The sequence below is a fragment of the Xenorhabdus ehlersii genome, from assembly GCF_003610465.1.
Classification (GTDB): domain Bacteria; phylum Pseudomonadota; class Gammaproteobacteria; order Enterobacterales; family Enterobacteriaceae; genus Xenorhabdus; species Xenorhabdus ehlersii.
Genome location: NZ_RAQI01000002.1, coordinates 228,788 through 248,284, shown reverse-complemented (window position 1 = coordinate 248,284; position 19,497 = coordinate 228,788). Strand labels below are relative to the sequence as shown.

The following is a 19,497-nucleotide window of genomic DNA, read 5'->3' as shown; positions in this document are numbered from 1 at the left end:
AAATTAAACGAAATATAATTTAATATATTGAAGGAATAGTCATGACGCACAAAAATTTATCACTCTCAGGAGTGAAGCTGGAAGAGTCAGAATTTGTTATACATGAAACTGAAGGCCGCATAGAAAAAAGTGCTGTTGATGCTCTTCTAGATGGTCATCTTGCAGCATGTCGAATCCGTCATTTCTTACCGTGGGAACAACGACAAAAAATCATTGATAATTTTTGGTTATCTACAGCAAGAAAACCCCGATATGGTGACGGAATAGATGGAGTAGAGGGGTATTTCCTTGGTGCTTCTCACATAGAAAAAACAACGCTTGAGTATTTCAAAGAGGTTGAATATTTTCGTCCAGCAATTACTCAACTTTTTCAGGGGACGCTTAATCCTCAGGCGTATTTTATAGCGCAATTAAATGACTCGCAGTCAGAAAACTTATTACAGGTTCGGCCAGCCATGTATCAAGGAACGCCTGCTGGTGATGTCAAAGCAGTCTACTGGAATAATTCAGGAGAGTTTTTGTTATTACCTCACGATGATTTAGCTCAACTTAGCGATCCTCGACAAAATGATTTTGAGATTCAGAGTGTCAAGCGTGTCATGGCCGTCAATTTTTATGCGGAAGTCCCACAAGGGGGCGGGCAATTGAAAGTGTGGAATATTGACCCTGATATGGAATCTCGTTCTGCTCTTGGACTCATCCACAGTGGTTTTCCTTATCCTACAGATCTACTCGAAGAACATGAGAGTATGGTCATTGATATAGCCCCAGGGGATTTAATTTTACTAAATGGCAATTTGATACATGCTGTTTTAACTGGAAATGCCAATCAATTGCAGAAAAAACGGCTACTCATTACATGCTTTATGGGACGTCACGAAGATGGCGATCTTATTTGGTGGACATAAGTTCTGAAAAATATTGTCGATGATATGACGTGAGACTGCCCGAAATGAAATTCGGGCAATCTATCAACGACTAAGTACGTTACTCTACATCTATCTTGATTGGGCAAACAAAACCATCAGGCTTTATAGCCAACAAATCACATCTTAGTTGATCGATGACATGTTCGGCAGTATTGCCAAGAAATGCGGCTGATAACCCAGTTCGACCAAGAATACCTAAAACAACCACACCAGCATTGAGTTCATCACATATTTCAGGGATGACTTTTTCTGGTATACCTTCATGAACGTGAGTTTGCTGCTCATCAATATAGAATTTCTGTCTCAACTCTTTCATGGCGATCAAATGTTGGCCGCGCAACGCCTGGTTATACACATTAGGGTCAAAGTCAGGTAATTCAGTTGCAATATTTAAAGGCGCGACTGGATAAGCGCTAACGAGATGGATCAGCGGGTCTTTTACAATTCGATTGGCAAGTTCTTGTGTCTCACGCACCAATTTCAGATTCAATTCATTATGGTAAGGTTCTTCATTAGATAAATTGACAGCAACAACAGCAGAACCATTTTCTGGCCATACTTGATCTTTTACCATCCAGACTGGGCAAGGGCACTTACGTAACAGATGCCAGTCAAGTGGAGTAAAAATAATCGATTCCAATCGGGAATGTTGATGTGTCATTTTCAATAATAAGTCGTGATTTCCAGTAATAACTTCTTGAATGATGGCTTCATAAGGACGATTATGCCAAACCACTTTGATCTCAATATCAATGCCTGATTCAAGGTAGTAATGGGCTTGCTGTTTTATCCAAGCGACCCGTTGGCCTATGACACCTTTTCGCATAGCATTTCTTTCTTCTGGAGAAAGTAAGGTGGTCATTTCATATGAAAAGTCATAAATAGGTAAAAACGCTTTAATCTGCCCACCACTGCGTTGCACGATATAGACTGCGCGCCTTAATGCGGGCTGATCATCCTGATTAGGGTCAATTGCAACCAAGAGGTTTTGGTAGTTTGCCATATTGAGTTCCTCGCAGAGTCTGAATGCCTCTTTCGTACAGAAGATAAACCAATATAAACAACTATAACAGGATAAGAGTAAGCCAGATCAGCAAAATATAGTGATCTGGCCTAAAATTTAACTAACGTTAGGACGCATTAGCAGGGGATTTGCCAGCCAACTCTGTCAATTTATTCATATCTTCGATTGCAATATATTTACCTTTGACAGCTAAAATTCCATTTTTCTGGAAGCGGCCAAGCAGGCGACTAATTGTCTCAACAGTCAAGCCTAAGTAATTACCAATATCACCGCGTGTCATAGTAAGGCGGAATTCACGAGGTGAGAAGCCGCGTTGTGAAAAGCGGCGTGACAGGTTGTAAATAAAAGCAGCCAATCTCTCTTCTGCGTTCTTTTTGGAAAGCAGTAGGATCATTTCCTGGTCACCTTTGATTTCTCCACTCATCAAACGCATCATTTGCTGGCGGAGATTAGGCATTTTTCCAGAAAGGTCATCCAGCGTTTCAAATGGGATTTCACATACCATTGAAGTTTCCAAAGCCTGGGCAAAGCTTGGATGTTCAGTATTAATGATGGCGTCAAATCCAACTAAATCACCAGCAAGGTGGAAACCTGTAATTTGTTCATCACCTTCTTCGGTAATAGTATAGCTTTTGATGGTCCCAGAGCGGATGGCGTAGAGTGATTTTAGTGCATCACCGGCCTTAAATAACGTTTGCCCTTTCTGGATAGGTTTCTTACGTTCAATGATGTTATCAAGCTGATCCAGTTCATGTTCATTTAAGGTGAAAGGAATGCAAAGCTGGCTAATGCTACAATCCTGACAGTGGATTGCACAACCACCAGATTGAATCCGACGAATAATATGTTTTTCCGGGATCATAGGGAATGCTCATTAGAAGTGATTGATATGTGTAAATTTAACATATTTAGGTTGCTCTGATAAGAGCAAGATACTGCCATTAATCGCGGTATTTATCATCACTGGTGGAAAGATAAAATTTTTTTGTATTAACGTTGAACTTGCGTAAAATTTTAGCTATTCAATATAATATCTCAATCAAACTGAAATTAAATTAATAATATATGGATATAATACGCATAAATGATGTTATTTGGTTACAGATAGATGGAATAGGGTTGTGACATGAGTGAATGGTTATTAATTGCATTTACAATGATAGTACAGAGCTCGGTGGGGCTTGTCTTGATGAGCGGGCTTTATACTTACTGGATTAAGCATGAATTAAACACATGGCAACATTCAGTGACCATTTTTGTGCAAAAAATATTACTAAGAACATTACTAGTCAGTAGCGCATTGGCAGGGATAGGGTTAGCTGCTTCTTTGAACATTATAGAATACCCATTCAGCGTTTATCACACTTTGCAGAACATAATACATGAATGGGTAAACATAGAAACAATTTTTGCTGTCATCTATTTTGGTTTGCTGGTCTTATACACACTTTTTTTTGTGATCACAAAACGCGCATATTTTTATATTATGCTGGCAATTGGGGTTATTGGTTTAATTGATCTTTATTATATGGCAATTATTTATGTTAATAGCGCTATGATTACTTGGGCAAACATTAACACCTATTTTTTATTCTATAGCGCAGTATTTACGTTAGGGCCTGCATTGGCGCTGTCATTTATTTCCTATCCACTAGGAAAATATCTTCGAGGAATATTACCTATCAAATTAGTAATGGCTGCTTTGCTGGTTGTTTTCATTAGCGTTACCATGCGACTGATTGAGCAACCAGCCTATATGGAGTGGCTATCGGAAATCACAATCGTTAATGATAATGTTATTTTTCCACATCGAGCTGAATTCAATATCAAAAGCGCCTTTGGATTAAGAATGCTTTCATGGTGTTTGTATATTATTGCAATGATAATCTGGACTTATTCCCTATGGAAAACAAGAGATAATCCATTGATTAACAATAACTATTCTATTCCCATCGGAGCAGCCATCATGTTTGTTGCAGAAGTGATCAATCAATATACATTTTTTATTATGTGAAACATATGATAGATAATTCATACTATCTCAATTGATTATCCTAGTTCTTTTCACTCTTCTCTCAACATAACGCAAACTGTGACAACGTCACGGTTTACGTTATGCATGAAAGTAACATACCTTATAATTTCAATGGTAATATTTGCAATTGGATACTATGAGGTATTATTTTCATTTCTTTGTGGTAGCGCACAAAATTAAAGTTAATTATTAACTTATTATTAATATTCCAAGAATTATGTTTTATATCTATATAAAATAGATTTATTCGGCATAATATTGCAGAATGCTTTTTATGCAATTGCAGTGATCGAAAATCAAACAATTATTTTCAGTTAGTTACTGTGGGGGGGTTATCACCTCCGCAAGACATTTGTTGTTAAAACAGAAAATAAAAACAAATCTATTAATAATTTTATAAATATTTAATTTAAGACAAGACAAAAAGAATCAATTAAAAGGTTACATGATCATGACTAAACCATTTCATCCTAATTTAAATGTAGATGCATTGTTTTTGGGACCAAAATCAGAAAACGCTGTTTTTTTTAGAGAGATGATGGATTATGCAGTGAGCGAACATTTACATTGGCGTTCTGGTTTTCATCCCGAAGATTCAACTTTAGTCACATCCGTTGCTCGCTATGAGCATAACTATAGAGAAACGCTTTATCGTACAGAAGGGATCTTAAATCAGCTGTCAGCAAAACTGAAAAACACATCTATTCCTTTCTTTTCTCCTCGTTACCTTGGTCATATCAGTAGTGATACCTTAATGGTTTCTAATCTTGCCTACGTTATGGCCATGATGTACAACCCGAATAACTGTAGTTATGAAGCATCCCCGACAACAACAGAATTAGAGCTTGAATCAGGATTAGATCTCTGCCGCATGTTTGGTTATGACCCACAGAAATCCTGGGGGCATATTACTTCTGGTGGCACAGTAGCTAATTATGAAGGTTTATGGGTAGCCAGGAATTTAAAAAACATTGCCTTTTGCTATATCTCAACATCCTAAAGCAAAAGATCTAATCGAACATAAAACGTCCCGGCAATTGAAAAATATGCCAACCGCTGAACTTTTGGATCTTATTACCGAACTGCAAGAACGCGGACTATTTGAAGAAATTCGCGATATGACATGCCGTGGTACGGGAGTTAAAGCAGAAATTCTAGGTAAATTACTGGTTCCACAATCCAAGCACTATTCTTGGATGAAAGCTGCAGATATTTTTGGTATTGGTCAAGAAAACATTATTCCATTACCTGTAAATGAGAACTATCAAACTGACATTGCCCAAATGCGAAAAATCACCTTTGAATTAATTGAACAAGGTGAACCAATCTTGGCAATGATTGCCGTGGTGGGAACGACTGAAGTTGGAGCCATTGATCGGATTGATGAAGTCATTGCGTTGAGGAAAGAGTGTGAGGAACGTTATGGCGAATCATTCTATATTCACGTTGATGCTGCCTATGCAGGATATGCGTGTTCCATGCTCCTGAATGAGCAGGGGGAATTTGTAGAATATGATGAGCTGGCTAGTTACCACCGTTCGGTGGGGATCATGCCGGAAAATATCAGTTGGCCAAAACCGGAAGTTTACCAAAGCTTCAAGGCATTGAAAGAAGTAGACTCGATTACTGTGGATCCGCATAAAGTTGGCTTCATTCAATATGCAGCGGGCGCTGTCTGCATGAAAGACAAGCGCATTCTCGAATTGATCTCTTCACATGCGGCATATGTGTTTGAAGATCATGATGATAAAACAAATACCATCAATCGGGGAATTCTTGGTTCATCCATCATGGAAGGTTCAAAATCGGGAGCAACAGCAGCGGCACTTTGGGCTGCTCATCGTTTGTTACCTTTGAATATTAATGGATATGGAAAAATAATTGCGGCTGGTATCGTCACAGCACACAGGTTGTTGAATAAATTGGCAAACTTACCGTCAATAGAAATCGGTAAACATCAATTTGAAGTACATATCTTTCCATCCCCTGATTTCCATATGATCAACTTTACGTTCAAAGAAATCGGCAGCGAAAGCCTAAGCAATCATAATGCACTTAACAAGCGTCTATACGAGCTTTGCTCATACTCCACAGGGCGTGCTTATGCCAATGATTTTCTCACATCATCCACCATATTAGATTATAAAGAATATGGTGATACACCGTGGCACTATGCAGAGAAATGTGGTTTTAGCCGTAGTGAATGGGAGAAAGTACGCAATATCTATGTACTACGGGCTGCGGTAATGACTTATTGCTTACGTGATGAAGAGCACTTTGAAGAGTTTTGGCAGCAACTTCAAGCTATCTTTGTTAAAAAATTGAACCAAGTTGTTGATGAAGAAGAGAAAAAATTTCGTTCTAAATTAGAACTAGAAGTACCATTTATTGGTTAATAAATACAAGCTTAAATGTTCAGCGATATTGTTTAACTAATTGAAAAATGATTTCTTAACTCAAAAAAGAGCTTACATTTACCTAAGCTCTTTTTTATTTCAGATGTTTTTCTTTTATTCCTCATAAGATATCCGATTGGTTATTTATTTTTCTAATGTAATCAATCAATAAGAAAACATCATTTTGTAATTATATGAAAAATAAAAAATAACAATTTTGAAGCATAATAATGTGATTTTTATCACAAAATATAAGTATTTTAAATGCGAACTGAAGTTATTGATGTTTAAATGAAAAAATTAGCACTATTAAATTAGCATTCAATAAGACTATAAATTTAATCTTTAAATTATTAAGTCGGATTATTTTATTAACATTTTCATAAACGCTCATATAAATTAATTAAGTGTAACTAATAGATAAGGTTCATAAAAAATATTATTGGATATTGCTGAAGATTAAAGACATTAAAAAATGAACATATAATTATATTTAATATAATTAAAAATAAAAACGATAAATCGAGAAGTTTAACAATGCATATCATTTTGTTTTCGGTTATTTTTAATGTTTAACTAAATAAGTATTTTTATGGGGACAATATATGTCACTTATAATTGAGCCTATTAAAGGAAGTTTTGGTGCTTATATAACTTGCCAAAATGTTTCAGCGTTATCATCAGAAGAGTATAAAGAAATAAAATTGTACTTATCAAAGTATGCGCTGTTGATTTTCAAAAATCAAAAGATGGATGATGAAGTACTGGTGAATTTTGCAAAACAGATAGGAAGCGGAAAACTTGAAGAACCTGCCAGAAAAATTTCGTTGTCAGACAACCGAAAATATGTCGCTTATTTGACTAATCTTCGTGATAGTCAAGGTGAACTACTGGGTTTTGCCGGAAATGATACCGATTATTGGCATTCTGATCAGGAATTTAGGGTTAACCCGGCTTCAGTTAGCATCTTATATGGTGAAGTCGTGCAATTTAGCGGTGGTAATACATCTTTCGCTTCAACATCAGTAAATCATCTCGCGTTTACCCATGATGAAGTGTCAGTATTGAGTAACTTGTATTCTACTCGCCAGCCTGCTTCCTCACATGACAATGTGCCTCATATTACAGTTGCCCATCCTGTCATTCTTGAAAATGTGCAAACGAAAAAACGTTATGTTTATGTCAGTGAAAATACTATCGCATTTTTCCGCGATGAAGAAATTTTACCAAACTCCGATATTCTCAAAAAATCCATTTTAGATAAGATCTTATCACCAGAAAATATTTATTCACACCAATGGGAAGAAGGGGATTTGCTGCTATATGATAATAGCCAGCTTTTACACCGCCGTGAATGTTTCATCGGAAATAGATTTATCAAAGGATTGAAAATATATCCTGATACATCTTACCAACCTGAAATACCTGGTTGGATTGTTGGGGGAATTTGATATGAACCTTACTAAAGAACAAGAGAAATCCATTACTCAATTGGTTAGAAACAGTAATCGAAAATATACTCAAGGGCGCGAACTAAGTCCGGCTGAACCTATGTTAATCAGGGCAGGAATCGCTGGTGATTTGCCATTTAATAGCTTAACCACAGATGTGGTAACGGGTTGTTTGCCAGAAAGTATGGCTTGTTATGGAATGTGTTTTTCCGCCATCTCCAGTTGGGAAAATGGTATCGACTTTGGTAAACGAATCAATAATCATTTGGATGAAGATATTTTCTCTTGTGATCTAAAAGCATTACCTGATTCGCAAAAATACATCAGATGTGGATGGAATAGTGACCCTTCATGGAATTGGCTATTATCGACACGAATGGCTGAATTAGCACGAGAAGAAGGGTTGTTAATGATCTTTATCACCAAATCCTTTAAAAAAATGACTGATGAGGTTGCGCAACGTTTAGTTGCGGTTAAGGCTGAGATGAGAGTTTCTGTCAGTGCGCTAGATACCAATGAGCAATTACAGAAACGGCTCGACTTTATTGAATATTATCGCAATACAGGCGGAATAGTTATTCCAATTGTTTTAACAGCATTTTTTAAAGATATTACACTAATGGAACGGCAGCAAAATATTGTCGATTGGATGGTCATTCATGACTACCCAGCCGCCGAAAACAGTCTGCGATTTCCTGACAGCGCTAAAATTTCTGAGGTTGTTGAGCCTAGTATGGTCAGGCCATTGGATAAAGGCGACCAATTTTGGAGTGGCCGTTTATATCCTGATCAACTTATCTTTCCTACCACAACCACTGTTCCAGAAGATTATCAAGGAATTAATAGTAGTTATCTTTCCAAACTGGATATAGATGAAATTCATCAATTATTCCTTGATCCTGTTAAAACGCATCAAGAGGTCATGCAATCTAATCTGCCACTGTCTAGTCCCAAAATGTGCGGAGTCTCTGATATGCATCGCCGTGCTAAACATTGAGAAGGTGTAAATATCGCCCTCAGAAATCATGGGGCGAATAAAGGGAAGAACGGTAAGCAAGTTGTTTGAAGAGTTTGCTCACCTGAAAAAGCGTTATCCGAATGATAACTTCAGGCTGGATAATTGACGCATCGTTCAGCCGATGCGTATCCGGACTTTCAGTCCGTTAATCACTCACCCACCGACAGTTCAATAAGATGGACGCTCTACATCAAGTATCAATTTCGCCTAAAATGGTGATATTTGTTAACGACAGGAGCGTCCGTTGCAGCTCCTTTCTATTATCTATCTGTTTGTTTATTTTATATATTTCGTCTTTACTTCATTTTATCCCTGTCCATATCGTCCAAAAATCTTTCTCAACAATATCCGTCTCAGCACCCAGCGATTTTTCAATATGCCTGATTAGATGAGCTATTTCCTCATCACTTAATTCATGCAAAATAGATCGACCCTTGCGCGCCTGAAAATCTGCGGCTAACTGTAAGAAATTTTTATAAGTAGTGCGTTTTTCCAAAAGAGAAAATACCTTCACTTGTTTAAAACCAACAGATTGTAATCCATCGATCACTTCAATATTGTCTGGCCTGCGTTGATTTTCAAAATATTGCAGGTGAGGATAAATATCAAAGAGATAACCACGAATATGTTCAGGTGATCCCGGACGTTGGATATCTTGCAATGTTCTGTCCTGCAAAATATACGTTCCGCCAGAGCGCAATAAACGATAGGCTTCAGCAAAACAAGAGGTTCTATTTTCCTGACTGATATGGTGGATAAGCGCTCTTTCAAAGGCAATATCCTGGCTGCTATCGGGTAAACCAGTGCAAAGAGCATCCCCTTGTTTGATAACTATATTTGGCAAACCTTGGGTGTTTTCCACTGTATCAGCCAGCATCTGCTGAGAAAAATCAACGCAAGTCACCTTTTTGGCTCCCATTTTCAGCCATGCCAAAGAATAAATACCTCCACCACAACCAATATCCGCGATTTCCTTATCGCGTGGTTCCACCAGCTTCTGCATTAAATCGAACCATTCTTGCTGAGCTTCACGACCAAAATAAGTATGTCTATTTTCTGGAGAATTAAAGTTGATTGGCATAATAGTTAACCCTTATGGTTGTTTTGATTATGTTTTTGTACACCACAAGCTATTTTCATGGTTGAAAAAAGCATTCAATGAACCCCAAACTCGACTTGCTGATTTTTGTCATTATTATCATTTAATATCAATATGATACATAATTTAACTCTATTAAAAAAAGAGGAAATTATTTATATTTAGATATCGTCTTACTATCTGAATCTACAGCTTACCAATTTACCAGACAATAATTAAATGGCATATAAGGAGCCACTTTATGAAAAATGAAAGAAGACTGTTTCTGAAACAGGCGAGTATTACTGGTGCAGTATTTTCATTATTACCTCTGGTTCCAGCAGGAGCTTTTGCCTCTTCACATAATCAATCAAAGAAAGAGGATGGTATTGATATAGGCGTTTGCGAGATGACCCCAGAGGAAATGTCAGGACCATACTTTATAAATAACAAATTGCTGAGAAGGAATATAACAGAAGATGAACCAGGAATACCTCTTTTATTGACAATGAAAGTCATTGATTCTGTAACCTGTAAACCTCTACATGATATCCTTATTGATATATGGCATTGTAATGCAATGGGAAAATATTCAGGTTGGAAATACATAAACCCAGACCTTGAGGCTCCATCTAGTAATATAGGAACGATTTCGAGAACTGATGAAAGCACATTCCTTCGTGGGGCACAAAGGACAGATAAAGAAGGCATAGTCAGATTTACCACAATTTTCCCCGGTTTTTATGCTGGAAGAGCTATACATATTCATTTATCAGCAAGGAATGCGAATGTACAAAAAAGACAGGAAGATAAATTCTATTTTGTAGGCCAGCTATATTTCCCTGAGAATATATCTAAAGAAGTCATGAGTAATGATATGTATTCTCCAAGGGATGTTAATAGGCTTAAAAATGAAGATGATTCCATTTTTTCTGGAGTTAAAAATAGAGCTGCAATTTTGACAATAAAAAAAATAAGTGATAATCCTTTGGATGGATTACACGGAAATATAGTTTTATCTATTAATAAAGATAATGTGTCTAAGAAAATAACCCCTAAAGACTTGGCTAAATACACTGTATAGGTGAATATAATTTAGAAAAAATCTCCATAACCGGAGTTTGAAATAGTGGTTATGCATTATTACTCCGGTGAAACTGGGCTAAAGAAGAAGTAAAGTTCGAAGGAGTAATTAGTGGTTTTAGTTAAGTGACAGTGTCACCAACAAATCTTTCAGTGTTAGCACAATTGCCACGATAAAACAGCTTCCCAGTATCATCATTGTTACCGCAGTGCCATATTGTGACAACGACATAGTAGCTATTGGAAGTAAAAACAGAATGGTTAGATTATTCAGACTTTCTGAGATAGCCAATATTTGACCTTTATCCTGCTTTGCCCGATTTGCCAGAATCGAAGTGCTTATCGGAGCAGCAAGGCCGAGTGTATATCCCCATAACATCAGACAAACCAAACTAAAAAGCAAAAACAGGGGCAATAACATAAATGCAGAACAAGTAATGAAAAGTAAGACTATTGCCAACAAAAGTGCACATTCATCTCTGATATTCAGGTACTTCACAATACTTACGGATAGATTACCCAAACAAAGTCCGATACCAAATGCAGAAACAGAGATACCAACGGCTCCTGTTCCCAGATCGTAATGATGTCTTAAGACCTCTCCGGCTAATATAAAAGCAGATACTGCTGTACCATTCCAAAATCCTTTCGCAATAAGGGGGCGTATTAAGTTTTTTTGGCATCCAAATTGAAATAGTGATTGAAACGTCACCGTTTGGTGAACAGTTTTTAGGGTATCAATCTGGTTTGGAATGTAATTTTTTCTCAAAACTTTTTTACTTAAAACGTAGAGCAAAAAACAACCTGCTGCACTCACTAAAAATGGCACTTGCCAGTAAAATAATTCAGTCAAAACACCGGCAAAAATAGGGCCTCCTGCAATTCCGGCTGTCATACCAAGCATGACAATTCCCATCGCTGACGCCTGTTTATAAGGTGGAAACAGTTCTGCGACCAGCGCAAAAATGGTCGGAATCAAAGCGGCAGAAGCAATACCACCAAAAATACGTAAACTAATTGCAATCTCCAAGTTGGGGGCTATCGTTAATGCTAATCCATCAAGGAACAGAAACAGCAAAGATACCCGCAATAATTTGCGTCGATTGATCCGATCAGATAACCAACCGAAAATTGGTGCCGCAAGTGCGTAGGCGAGGGCATAACCAGATACCAGCCAAGTGGCCTTGTCTGTTGTTGTCCGAAATGCATCAGCTAAAGGATTGAGCATAGGTGATACCATAAATTCCATCGCACCAATGAAAAATACAATAAGTGAAAATATAAGTAGCATCATAGATAGAACAGTACGTGGCGGCATATTTAAGCCTCCTTAGATATAAGAAACGGGATTGGTAAAACAGTAGAATTATTTGATGAAAATTTCGGAAATTATGCTGAGTGTTGAAGGTGAGGCGATAGTATGAAAAAAACGAAAAATAAGGGGGAAATTAGTACGATGATATTAAATAAGATACTAGGGATTATTAAATATGGCAGTTTATCGACTCTACTAAGACAGCAACTTAGCTCAGTTTTATGATTTCGATAACGAATGGGTACCAGATTACGACTATTATGTCGGACTTGCCAAAAATGCACATGCTATTTTAGATTTAGGCTGTGGCACGGATGAGAATATATAAGGAAAACTCACTGCCAGCTTTTGCCAACAGTGAGTTCATTTACTTTTTACTTAGTAGTAGTTGCTTCAATATCAAGTACATTAATCGGGCCAGCATTTCCTGCCATATCTTCACCATATGCGCAAACACGCCATGGTGCATCAGATTTTGCCAACATTGTTAGTCTCCAGGGATAGCTATAACCTGTTTTGTCGTCACAATTCGTTGTTGCTTTAGGTCCATATTTAATTTGTACACTTGAGATATCATACGGACGAGCGTTAGCTGTTATACGCCAAGCATCTCCATAATCATCCTTATTTAACACGGGCTTAATTGACGGTGGAGTATTATCAATTTCTCGCAACATGACAGAAGCATCTTTTGTCTTTTGCCATTGACCATCATTATTCTGGTGAATAACACAGAGTTTATAGATGCCTTCTTTGTCAGGAACCTGCATGTTTTGCAGCGGACTTTGGCTTACAGGAATAGGAGCACTGTATCCTGCTTCAGCAGAACAATCGACATCACTGATTAATCCTGTTTTATATCGAATATTCTTAACGTTAGCATTTTCCTTGATAACGATGTCCCATTTTGCTTTCTCACCACCAACAGGATTAACACTCTGAGTTATCCAACGTGACCAAAGTGGGCTTCTTTCCAGAATATTACCGCTGTTATTTTCCAGTTTAGGCAGATCTAACTTGCTATCCTTTGTCAACGCATTAGCAATACTATCGACAGGGATAAAATAACTAGCTCCTTCTGTTGAAACGACTTTATTATTTTCGATAGTACAAGGTCTGCCAAGTCCACAGCCGGTCATTCCTGGTGTTACTGTTGTATTCAGTACACCAATTACGTCTGTTTTATCTTTCTCAAAAACAGGGGAACCAGACGTTCCACCAGCTACACCATCACAATTCACGGAGAAAACCGGAGTCCAAATCCATGGAGAGCCACCCTCATATAAGACGGGTGATTTTCCAGTGATATTACACTCAGATTTTCTGAGATAAGCGTAATTGTAATCAACGTTATCGACAGGAATATGAGTCAACACAATAGGTTGATGTTTCATATCAAGGTTTTTCTTCAACTTCAAAGGATGATAGCCTTTTTTAGCTAAGTCACCATAAGTTGCATCCAATTGTAATACCGCAATATCTTCATATTTCATCGTTGAATATAAAATACGGTTGACTTTTATTGGTGATAACTCATCTTTCTTATCAATGAAATAATCTGGGGTATATCGCCAATATTCAGGTGCAGGCTGATCAACCATAACATCATTTGTGCCTACATTGCTATCTACACAATGCCCTGCGGTAAGTATCAATGCTGGTGTATCCTTATTCGGTGCATTTTCACCAGAAATCAGGGTTGCTGTACAGTTTGAGGTTCCATTTAATTTACCAACAGTTCTAAACTTTTCAGCGCCGGAATCGGTTGATTTCATCAACGGAGCACCATTATTATTTGAAGCTAAAGAACTTGCTGAAACAGAAAATAAACTGATTAATAGGATCTTACGATAAGTCACAATTTTCCTCCTTTGGATTGGTTTAATGACTTAAATACATTATCTGATTTAATCATTAATCAGTGCTACCAAAGTGGTTTGTACCAAAGCAGATACAAAAACCTAAAAATCTCAAGGCATAAAAAACTCACTGCCAGCTACTGCCAGTCATTGCCAGCAGTGGGTTTTTGCTATCAAGAACATATGTAATTTTTACTGACTAGAATTTCCAATTGGCATTCAGGAATACACCATTATCCTTATGACTGCCTGATAAAACACCGTTATACCCCAGCGACAGTTTAGTATTTTTATTAATTTCCAATTCCGTCCCTACCTTAATTACAGCAGCATCACGTGCGGCTGCAACACTGTTAACAGTAAACGTAGCATCGCTATTGCTAAAACTTAATTTAGTGCCCCGATCTACACTGCCAAACTGATGTTGCCAACCCAATTCACCATATGCTCCTATAGTGATTTCGTTTTCAGCCTGCCATTTTTGATCGACACGTAAACCTAATGTGGAGAAGGTGGCATTTTTCGACTGTTTCTTACCGTTCAATGCAGCAGCACCGCCATGTTCATTAATACCTTCATTACGGAAATTAACATAAGACAGATTGGCGAATGGTTCCAGATTCAGCCAAGAAGTATTTATTCCGTAAGCGGCTTCAGTAAACAATTGACCAGTTTGAGCACCATATTTCGCTTTCAGATGGTCGGATTGACTGCCAAAAGCAACCGAACGTTTGGTATCAAAACGATGCCAACTGTAAGTAGCGCCGGCACGCAATGCCAAAGCATCAATCTGTTTGCTACCGTATAGCGCCAAATGGAAATTGTTACTGCGTGCTGAAGTGTTATATCCACCATTCAAAGAAGAGCGGGTATATCCAGTAGCGACACCAAGCCGCCAATCATCACTCAACTCTTTATCCGCACCTAATAATACGCCATAGTTGGATACACGATAACCGTTGACTTCACTGCTACCATTAGCACGTTGCCAGTTACCTATGACTTGTCCCCAAGCACCATTTCTATCAACTTTGATATCCTGTTCAATGGTTCCACCATTAGCCTGACGCAAACGGGTATTCAACGTATCGCGCAGATGGCGACTATTATTAATTTGTGCCACAGCGATATCAGCATGGATCTGACCGGAAGAGAGTTGCTGGAATGCCTGGCTGGCTTGCGCCGCTGTATCAAACATCAAGATACTCTCATAAATCGGATGTCCCCAACTCAGTTTATCAGCCGCATTAGCCACAGCACGCTCATTAGCGGTCATTCCTAAACTGGCAAATGTGGTGGAATTACGTTTTATATCCAACATTACCTGATTAGGTCGAGAACTAGATTGAGAATTAGGTTGGTAACTAAGTTCAGTACCAATAAACAAATAGTTTGGTACTACGGTAGTAAACTGGCCGTTGATACCACGATTTGCTTGCAGAATATTATATTGTTGCCCAAGAAAACTACGGACTTCTTGCTTCGATAACAGGTTACTACTATTTTCCAGAGTGACTTGCACTTCACCGCCTTTCAATATAGCTAAACCATTGCTGATAATGCGATCACTATACCCTTGGCTATTTGGTGCAACGTTTACCAGATAACGTGAACCCGCTTGGAAAGTAACATCATGAGCAACATTCAGCGTACCGCCAGAACTGACAGAGTTAGAACTTAAGCTGCCTGGTGCAATACTGGCCCCTGAGTTGGCCATGATTGAACCGACAGTACCATCCCCTCCAAGAATTGCGCTATCTTGCACAGTAACATCCGAAGTTATGGAACCGCTAACCAATAAACGACCTTGTTCGACCAAAGTTGGCCCTTTATAGGTGCTATTTTTACCGGCCAGTTCAAGTATACCGTTACCGATTTTCGTCAATCCACCATGACCGGAGATATTATTACCCCAACTGTCATAAGCACATTCAATACTATTACAGACTCGTTCTACAGTAGTACCTTTCTCAACTATGCTACCAATACCTGGAATATTGGCGATAAATTGAGTTTCGGAATAAGAACCGGGAATATAGTATTTCTTCGGAATATCCTTTTCGGTGATGAACATTTTGGGACCATCAATAGCATCTTTCAGATTCAGCATTCCCCAACCATACATGTCATCCAAACCAGGCTTACCTAAATCGGTTGCCGTGGTTTTAAGGACATCTGCGATCTGCCCGGCCGTCATGTAGGGGAAGCGTTGCATCAAGACGGCAGCGGCTCCAGCCACATGCGGTGATGCCATTGATGTACCTGTGTAGGCATCATAGGTGGGATCAATCGTCAGCTCACCATCTTGGAAAGCATCTTCGTCGATTTTTCCATTCACTTTAGAAACGAATTTTCCCGTGCTGCTATAAATTTTTGTGCCTGGTGCCGACAAACAGTAACTGGCTGTATAACCACAACGCGTTGATGAAACGTTAATTTCGTTTTCCCTGGTCAGGTTGGCAACGCTGAGGTAGTTTTTCAATGCGTCAGGGAAGAAATAGGGCATACCCGCATGTAACCAGGTAATGTTATAGTTATTTGCATTCCCCGCAGCAAAAACAACTAATTTTCCATGACGTGCTGCACGCAATAGGCCCGAGGTTCTCGTTGTATAGTCATCGAGCTCTGGAATCGGAGAGCGGCTTAACCTATCCAAATTATCTTTAATTGGTGTGACATAATTAATGAGATCTTGCAGTGTGATTGAGTAATACTTGATCGTCCCATTTTCCCATCGCTTAGGCTTACCATTCTCATCAGTTTCATAGGAGGGGCGAACACCCCAGCTGTTATTAATGACACGTGCGTTGCTTTGGATCATGGCTTCTGTGCGGTTATACGGGTTTTGTAAATATTTCCCAGTAATCAAACCTGCATCAAATGCCACACCATGCATTTCCTTGCCATCCCGGTTTGCTGCAATGATCCCAGAAACATGGTTACCGTGAGCCCCAAAACTGATAATCCCAGTGTCGGAATTTTTATCGTAATTCCAGGTATCGTCTGGGCTTAAAATTTTTAGTTTTCCTGCAAATTCAGGATGGTTGGTAACGGCTTCATCCAATACACCAACATTAATACCTTTTCCTGTGTAACCACGAGCATAAGCATAATGAGCACCAATAGCGGCCAATCCCCACTGATGATTAAATTCATCTGATAACCAACTATTCGGTGAGTTTTTTTTACCCTGTTCCTGATATTCAGAAGCAGCCATTGAGGTACTAACAGGTAATAATCCAAAAAATAATGTTGTCATCCACAGAAAAATCGGTCGTGCCGAATTGTTTTTTTTTCATAATAGAGGTTCCATTTTTCAAAAAGTGGCAACTTTCAATTCGCTGTTTGGCACATCGCTCCTTGAAAAGTCCTTATTAATAAAACCGATGACGATGATTGAGATATAACAAGTAGGCTATGGTGAAATTCACCTATATTTGGATTAGCTACAGAAAAATGCAAACCATAAATATTCTCTGCCTACAAGTTGCTATAGCATAATAATTAAACCCAAAGTGCAAGGAAAAAATTTAACTTTGTTATAACCATTTTATAACAATAAAGGAATCATATACATAACATTAGCCTTCTTAAAATCCTTTTAAAATGGCATGATTTTGGCGTTGCGTGGATTAATTACATATTAATTGTTATTAATTTGTTTTTTTGTGGGGTGGTTACTATTTATAATGTTTACTTGGATGATGGTTTATTCGATGGCTGTTTCTATCAAGATTTTTAATAAAACTGTTCTAAATTTTATTGTTTCGTTTCAATAATTATTAATATAAACATTATTATTAGAAGTTTTAACTGTTATCCTAATACCTTATCTTTTTACATAAACAATCAATCGTAAATGTCTTTCTAAATCAGTGATCATTGATGTGTAATCGAAATGACTAAAAAGGAATATTTAGCCTTGTCAGTTTTGTTATCAGCTGGATTTGTGACTATTTTTGATCTTTTCGTTGTCAACATTGCCATTGCTAATCTTCAATTACACTTACAAGCCAGTTTATTCCAAATTACACTCGTTATTGTAACCTATGAAATTGGATTTGGTTTATTACTGATTACAGGAGGGCGCTTAGGCGATCTATTTGGGCGGAAGCGATTATTTCAGTTAGGCATACTCGCTTTTACTTTAACATCATTACTTTGTGGCTTTGCACCTACAGCAACTTTTTTGATTTTTGCCCGGTTTTTACAGGGGTTATCAGCAGCTCTGTTATTTCCACAAGTTTATGCCAGTATCCGTGTCAGTTTTGACGACGATAATAGTCGTCGAGCATTTGGTTTATTAGGAATGACTTTAGGTTTTGCTGCTATTGCAGGGCAAACTCTGGGGGGGTGGATGATTTCTGCCAATTTATGGGATTTACAATGGCGATCAATTTTTCTGGTTAATGTTCCAATTGGTTTATTGGCTTTAATTTTCTCGAGGTATCTTAACGAAAGTATTGCTCAAGAAAAAACAGAATTAGATTTAACTGGGGTGGTACTTTCCAGCATTGGTATTTCTGCTTTGTTGCTACCGCTTTTGGTTGGGCCAACATTGAACTGGCCAATGTGGTGCTGGATATCTTTCTTTTTAGCTTGTCTGACGCTGTTGCAATTTTTTCTCCATGAAAAACGTTATGTTGCAAAAGGAAAAACACCGCTATTCAATTTTGATTTATTGAAAAACAAACAATTTAGTTTAGGTTGTTTATTGGTTTTATCTGTTTATTCCACCTCCAGTTCATTCTTCCTTGTTTTTGCGCTACTTTTACAAAATGGCTTAGGTTTCAATCCATTGGATGCAGGATTGATTTTTGCTCCAGCAAGCGTAGGTTTCATTTTATCTTCACTCAATGCTCCTTATTGGGTTAAACGTTTTGGCAGTAAGGCCATCATTACCGGAAGCTTACTTTATGTACTTTCTTTCATTGCCTTGATTGTTGCCATTAGTGCACTATCACCAACAAATTCACTCATATTTTTGATAGTGCCAATTCTAACATTCCTTGGATATGGTCAAGGTTTTGTCATGACACCATTGCTTAATATTGTTTTAGCTTTTGTTAACGTGAGATTTGCAGGTATGGCATCAGGGGTAATTGCAACTTTGCAACAAATTGGCGCCGCTTTTGGTGTTGCCATGGTTAGTATATTAGTCCAATGGCACTTTAATGAAATAGAGACACTGCTTTTTGTTACATACCAAAAAGCCTTTGTTTACAGTATGCTTTACAATGTTATAGCTGCTTTTATTGCATTTTACTTATTGAAAAGATTACATCGAAAGTAGAGTAAATCACGAGGAT

At 37.9% G+C, this 19,497-nt stretch carries 12 protein-coding genes and 2 pseudogenes; 8 read left to right on the top strand and 6 right to left on the bottom strand.

What is annotated here, in order from left to right:
* Positions 1-41: 41 nt before the first annotated feature.
* Complete coding sequence (locus tag BDE27_RS07100; RefSeq protein ID WP_099132202.1) at positions 42-908, top strand: 2OG-Fe(II)-dependent halogenase WelO5 family protein; 867 nt, start codon at positions 42-44, stop codon at positions 906-908.
* Positions 909-987: 79 nt separating this feature from the next.
* On the opposite strand, the gene uspE is transcribed toward BDE27_RS07100, so the two are convergent.
* Both uspE and BDE27_RS07090 read right to left on the bottom strand, forming a co-directional pair.
* On the bottom strand, positions 988-1,932 hold the full coding sequence (gene uspE, locus BDE27_RS07095) for a universal stress protein UspE (protein WP_099132201.1): 945 nt from the start codon (positions 1,930-1,932) through the stop codon (positions 988-990).
* 127 nt (positions 1,933-2,059) lie between these two features.
* Complete coding sequence (locus BDE27_RS07090; protein ID WP_099132200.1) at positions 2,060-2,815, bottom strand: FNR family transcription factor; 756 nt, start codon at positions 2,813-2,815, stop codon at positions 2,060-2,062.
* Positions 2,816-3,079: 264 nt separating this feature from the next.
* On the opposite strand from BDE27_RS07090, the gene BDE27_RS07085 reads away from it, so the two are divergent.
* The 5 genes and pseudogenes from BDE27_RS07085 to BDE27_RS07065 form a co-directional block, all read left to right on the top strand.
* Positions 3,080-3,967 carry a dimethyl sulfoxide reductase anchor subunit family protein gene (locus tag BDE27_RS07085; RefSeq protein WP_099132199.1) on the top strand — a complete coding sequence of 296 codons (888 nt, stop codon included), beginning with the start codon at positions 3,080-3,082 and terminating at the stop codon, positions 3,965-3,967.
* A gap of 472 nt (positions 3,968-4,439) precedes the next feature.
* Positions 4,440-6,384: pseudogene (locus BDE27_RS07080) on the top strand (pyridoxal phosphate-dependent decarboxylase family protein).
* A 605-nt stretch (positions 6,385-6,989) separates the two neighbouring features.
* Positions 6,990-7,835, top strand: coding sequence for a TauD/TfdA dioxygenase family protein (locus BDE27_RS07075; RefSeq protein ID WP_099132197.1), 846 nt, complete (start codon positions 6,990-6,992; stop codon positions 7,833-7,835).
* 1 nt (position 7,836) lies between these two features.
* Positions 7,837-8,832, top strand: a complete 996-nt coding sequence (locus BDE27_RS07070) for a hypothetical protein (RefSeq protein ID WP_099132196.1) — start codon at positions 7,837-7,839, stop codon at positions 8,830-8,832.
* A 10-nt stretch (positions 8,833-8,842) separates the two neighbouring features.
* Positions 8,843-8,959 (top strand): annotated as a pseudogene (locus tag BDE27_RS07065) (IS200/IS605 family transposase); the annotation flags it as partial.
* A gap of 195 nt (positions 8,960-9,154) precedes the next feature.
* On the opposite strand, the gene BDE27_RS07060 reads toward BDE27_RS07065, so the two are convergent.
* Positions 9,155-9,934 carry a class I SAM-dependent methyltransferase gene (locus BDE27_RS07060; protein ID WP_099132195.1) on the bottom strand — a complete coding sequence of 260 codons (780 nt, stop codon included), beginning with the start codon at positions 9,932-9,934 and terminating at the stop codon, positions 9,155-9,157.
* A gap of 259 nt (positions 9,935-10,193) precedes the next feature.
* Between BDE27_RS07060 and BDE27_RS07055 the strand changes: the two genes are divergently transcribed.
* The gene (locus tag BDE27_RS07055; RefSeq protein WP_099132194.1) at positions 10,194-11,015 is read left to right on the top strand and encodes an intradiol ring-cleavage dioxygenase; all 822 of its coding nucleotides are present in this window, start codon (positions 10,194-10,196) and stop codon (positions 11,013-11,015) included.
* 117 nt (positions 11,016-11,132) lie between these two features.
* Here the strand turns inward: BDE27_RS07055 and BDE27_RS07050 are convergent, their stop codons facing one another.
* From BDE27_RS07050 to BDE27_RS07040, 3 genes are all read right to left on the bottom strand, one after another.
* Positions 11,133-12,332, bottom strand: coding sequence for an MFS transporter (locus tag BDE27_RS07050; RefSeq protein WP_099132193.1), 1,200 nt, complete (start codon positions 12,330-12,332; stop codon positions 11,133-11,135).
* Positions 12,333-12,703: 371 nt separating this feature from the next.
* Positions 12,704-14,188 carry a trypsin-like serine peptidase gene (locus BDE27_RS07045; protein WP_099132192.1) on the bottom strand — a complete coding sequence of 495 codons (1,485 nt, stop codon included), beginning with the start codon at positions 14,186-14,188 and terminating at the stop codon, positions 12,704-12,706.
* 199 nt (positions 14,189-14,387) lie between these two features.
* Positions 14,388-17,447 (bottom strand): autotransporter domain-containing protein, encoded by a 3,060-nt coding sequence (locus BDE27_RS07040; protein ID WP_120211333.1) that lies wholly within the window; start codon positions 17,445-17,447, stop codon positions 14,388-14,390.
* Between the two features lie 639 nt (positions 17,448-18,086).
* Between BDE27_RS07040 and BDE27_RS07035 the strand changes: the two genes are divergently transcribed.
* Positions 18,087-19,481: an MFS transporter gene (locus tag BDE27_RS07035; RefSeq protein WP_099132190.1), complete on the top strand. Its 1,395-nt coding sequence runs from the start codon at positions 18,087-18,089 to the stop codon at positions 19,479-19,481.
* The last annotated feature ends 16 nt before the right edge of the window (positions 19,482-19,497 follow it).

Bases quoted from the DNA above. Each gene is read 5' to 3' on its own strand.
- uspE (WP_099132201.1), bottom strand. From the start codon at position 1,932: ATGGCAAACTACCAAAACCTCTTGGTTGCAATTGACCCTAATCAGGAT.
- BDE27_RS07070 (WP_099132196.1), top strand. From the start codon at position 7,837: ATGAACCTTACTAAAGAACAAGAGAAATCCATTACTCAATTGGTTAGA.
- BDE27_RS07040 (WP_120211333.1), bottom strand. From the start codon at position 17,447: ATGACAACATTATTTTTTGGATTATTACCTGTTAGTACCTCAATGGCT.
- BDE27_RS07090 (WP_099132200.1), bottom strand. From the start codon at position 2,815: ATGATCCCGGAAAAACATATTATTCGTCGGATTCAATCTGGTGGTTGT.
- BDE27_RS07050 (WP_099132193.1), bottom strand. From the start codon at position 12,332: ATGCCGCCACGTACTGTTCTATCTATGATGCTACTTATATTTTCACTT.
- BDE27_RS07075 (WP_099132197.1), top strand. From the start codon at position 6,990: ATGTCACTTATAATTGAGCCTATTAAAGGAAGTTTTGGTGCTTATATA.
- BDE27_RS07100 (WP_099132202.1), top strand. From the start codon at position 42: ATGACGCACAAAAATTTATCACTCTCAGGAGTGAAGCTGGAAGAGTCA.
- BDE27_RS07060 (WP_099132195.1), bottom strand. From the start codon at position 9,934: ATGCCAATCAACTTTAATTCTCCAGAAAATAGACATACTTATTTTGGT.
- BDE27_RS07055 (WP_099132194.1), top strand. From the start codon at position 10,194: ATGAAAAATGAAAGAAGACTGTTTCTGAAACAGGCGAGTATTACTGGT.
- BDE27_RS07085 (WP_099132199.1), top strand. From the start codon at position 3,080: ATGAGTGAATGGTTATTAATTGCATTTACAATGATAGTACAGAGCTCG.
- BDE27_RS07035 (WP_099132190.1), top strand. From the start codon at position 18,087: ATGACTAAAAAGGAATATTTAGCCTTGTCAGTTTTGTTATCAGCTGGA.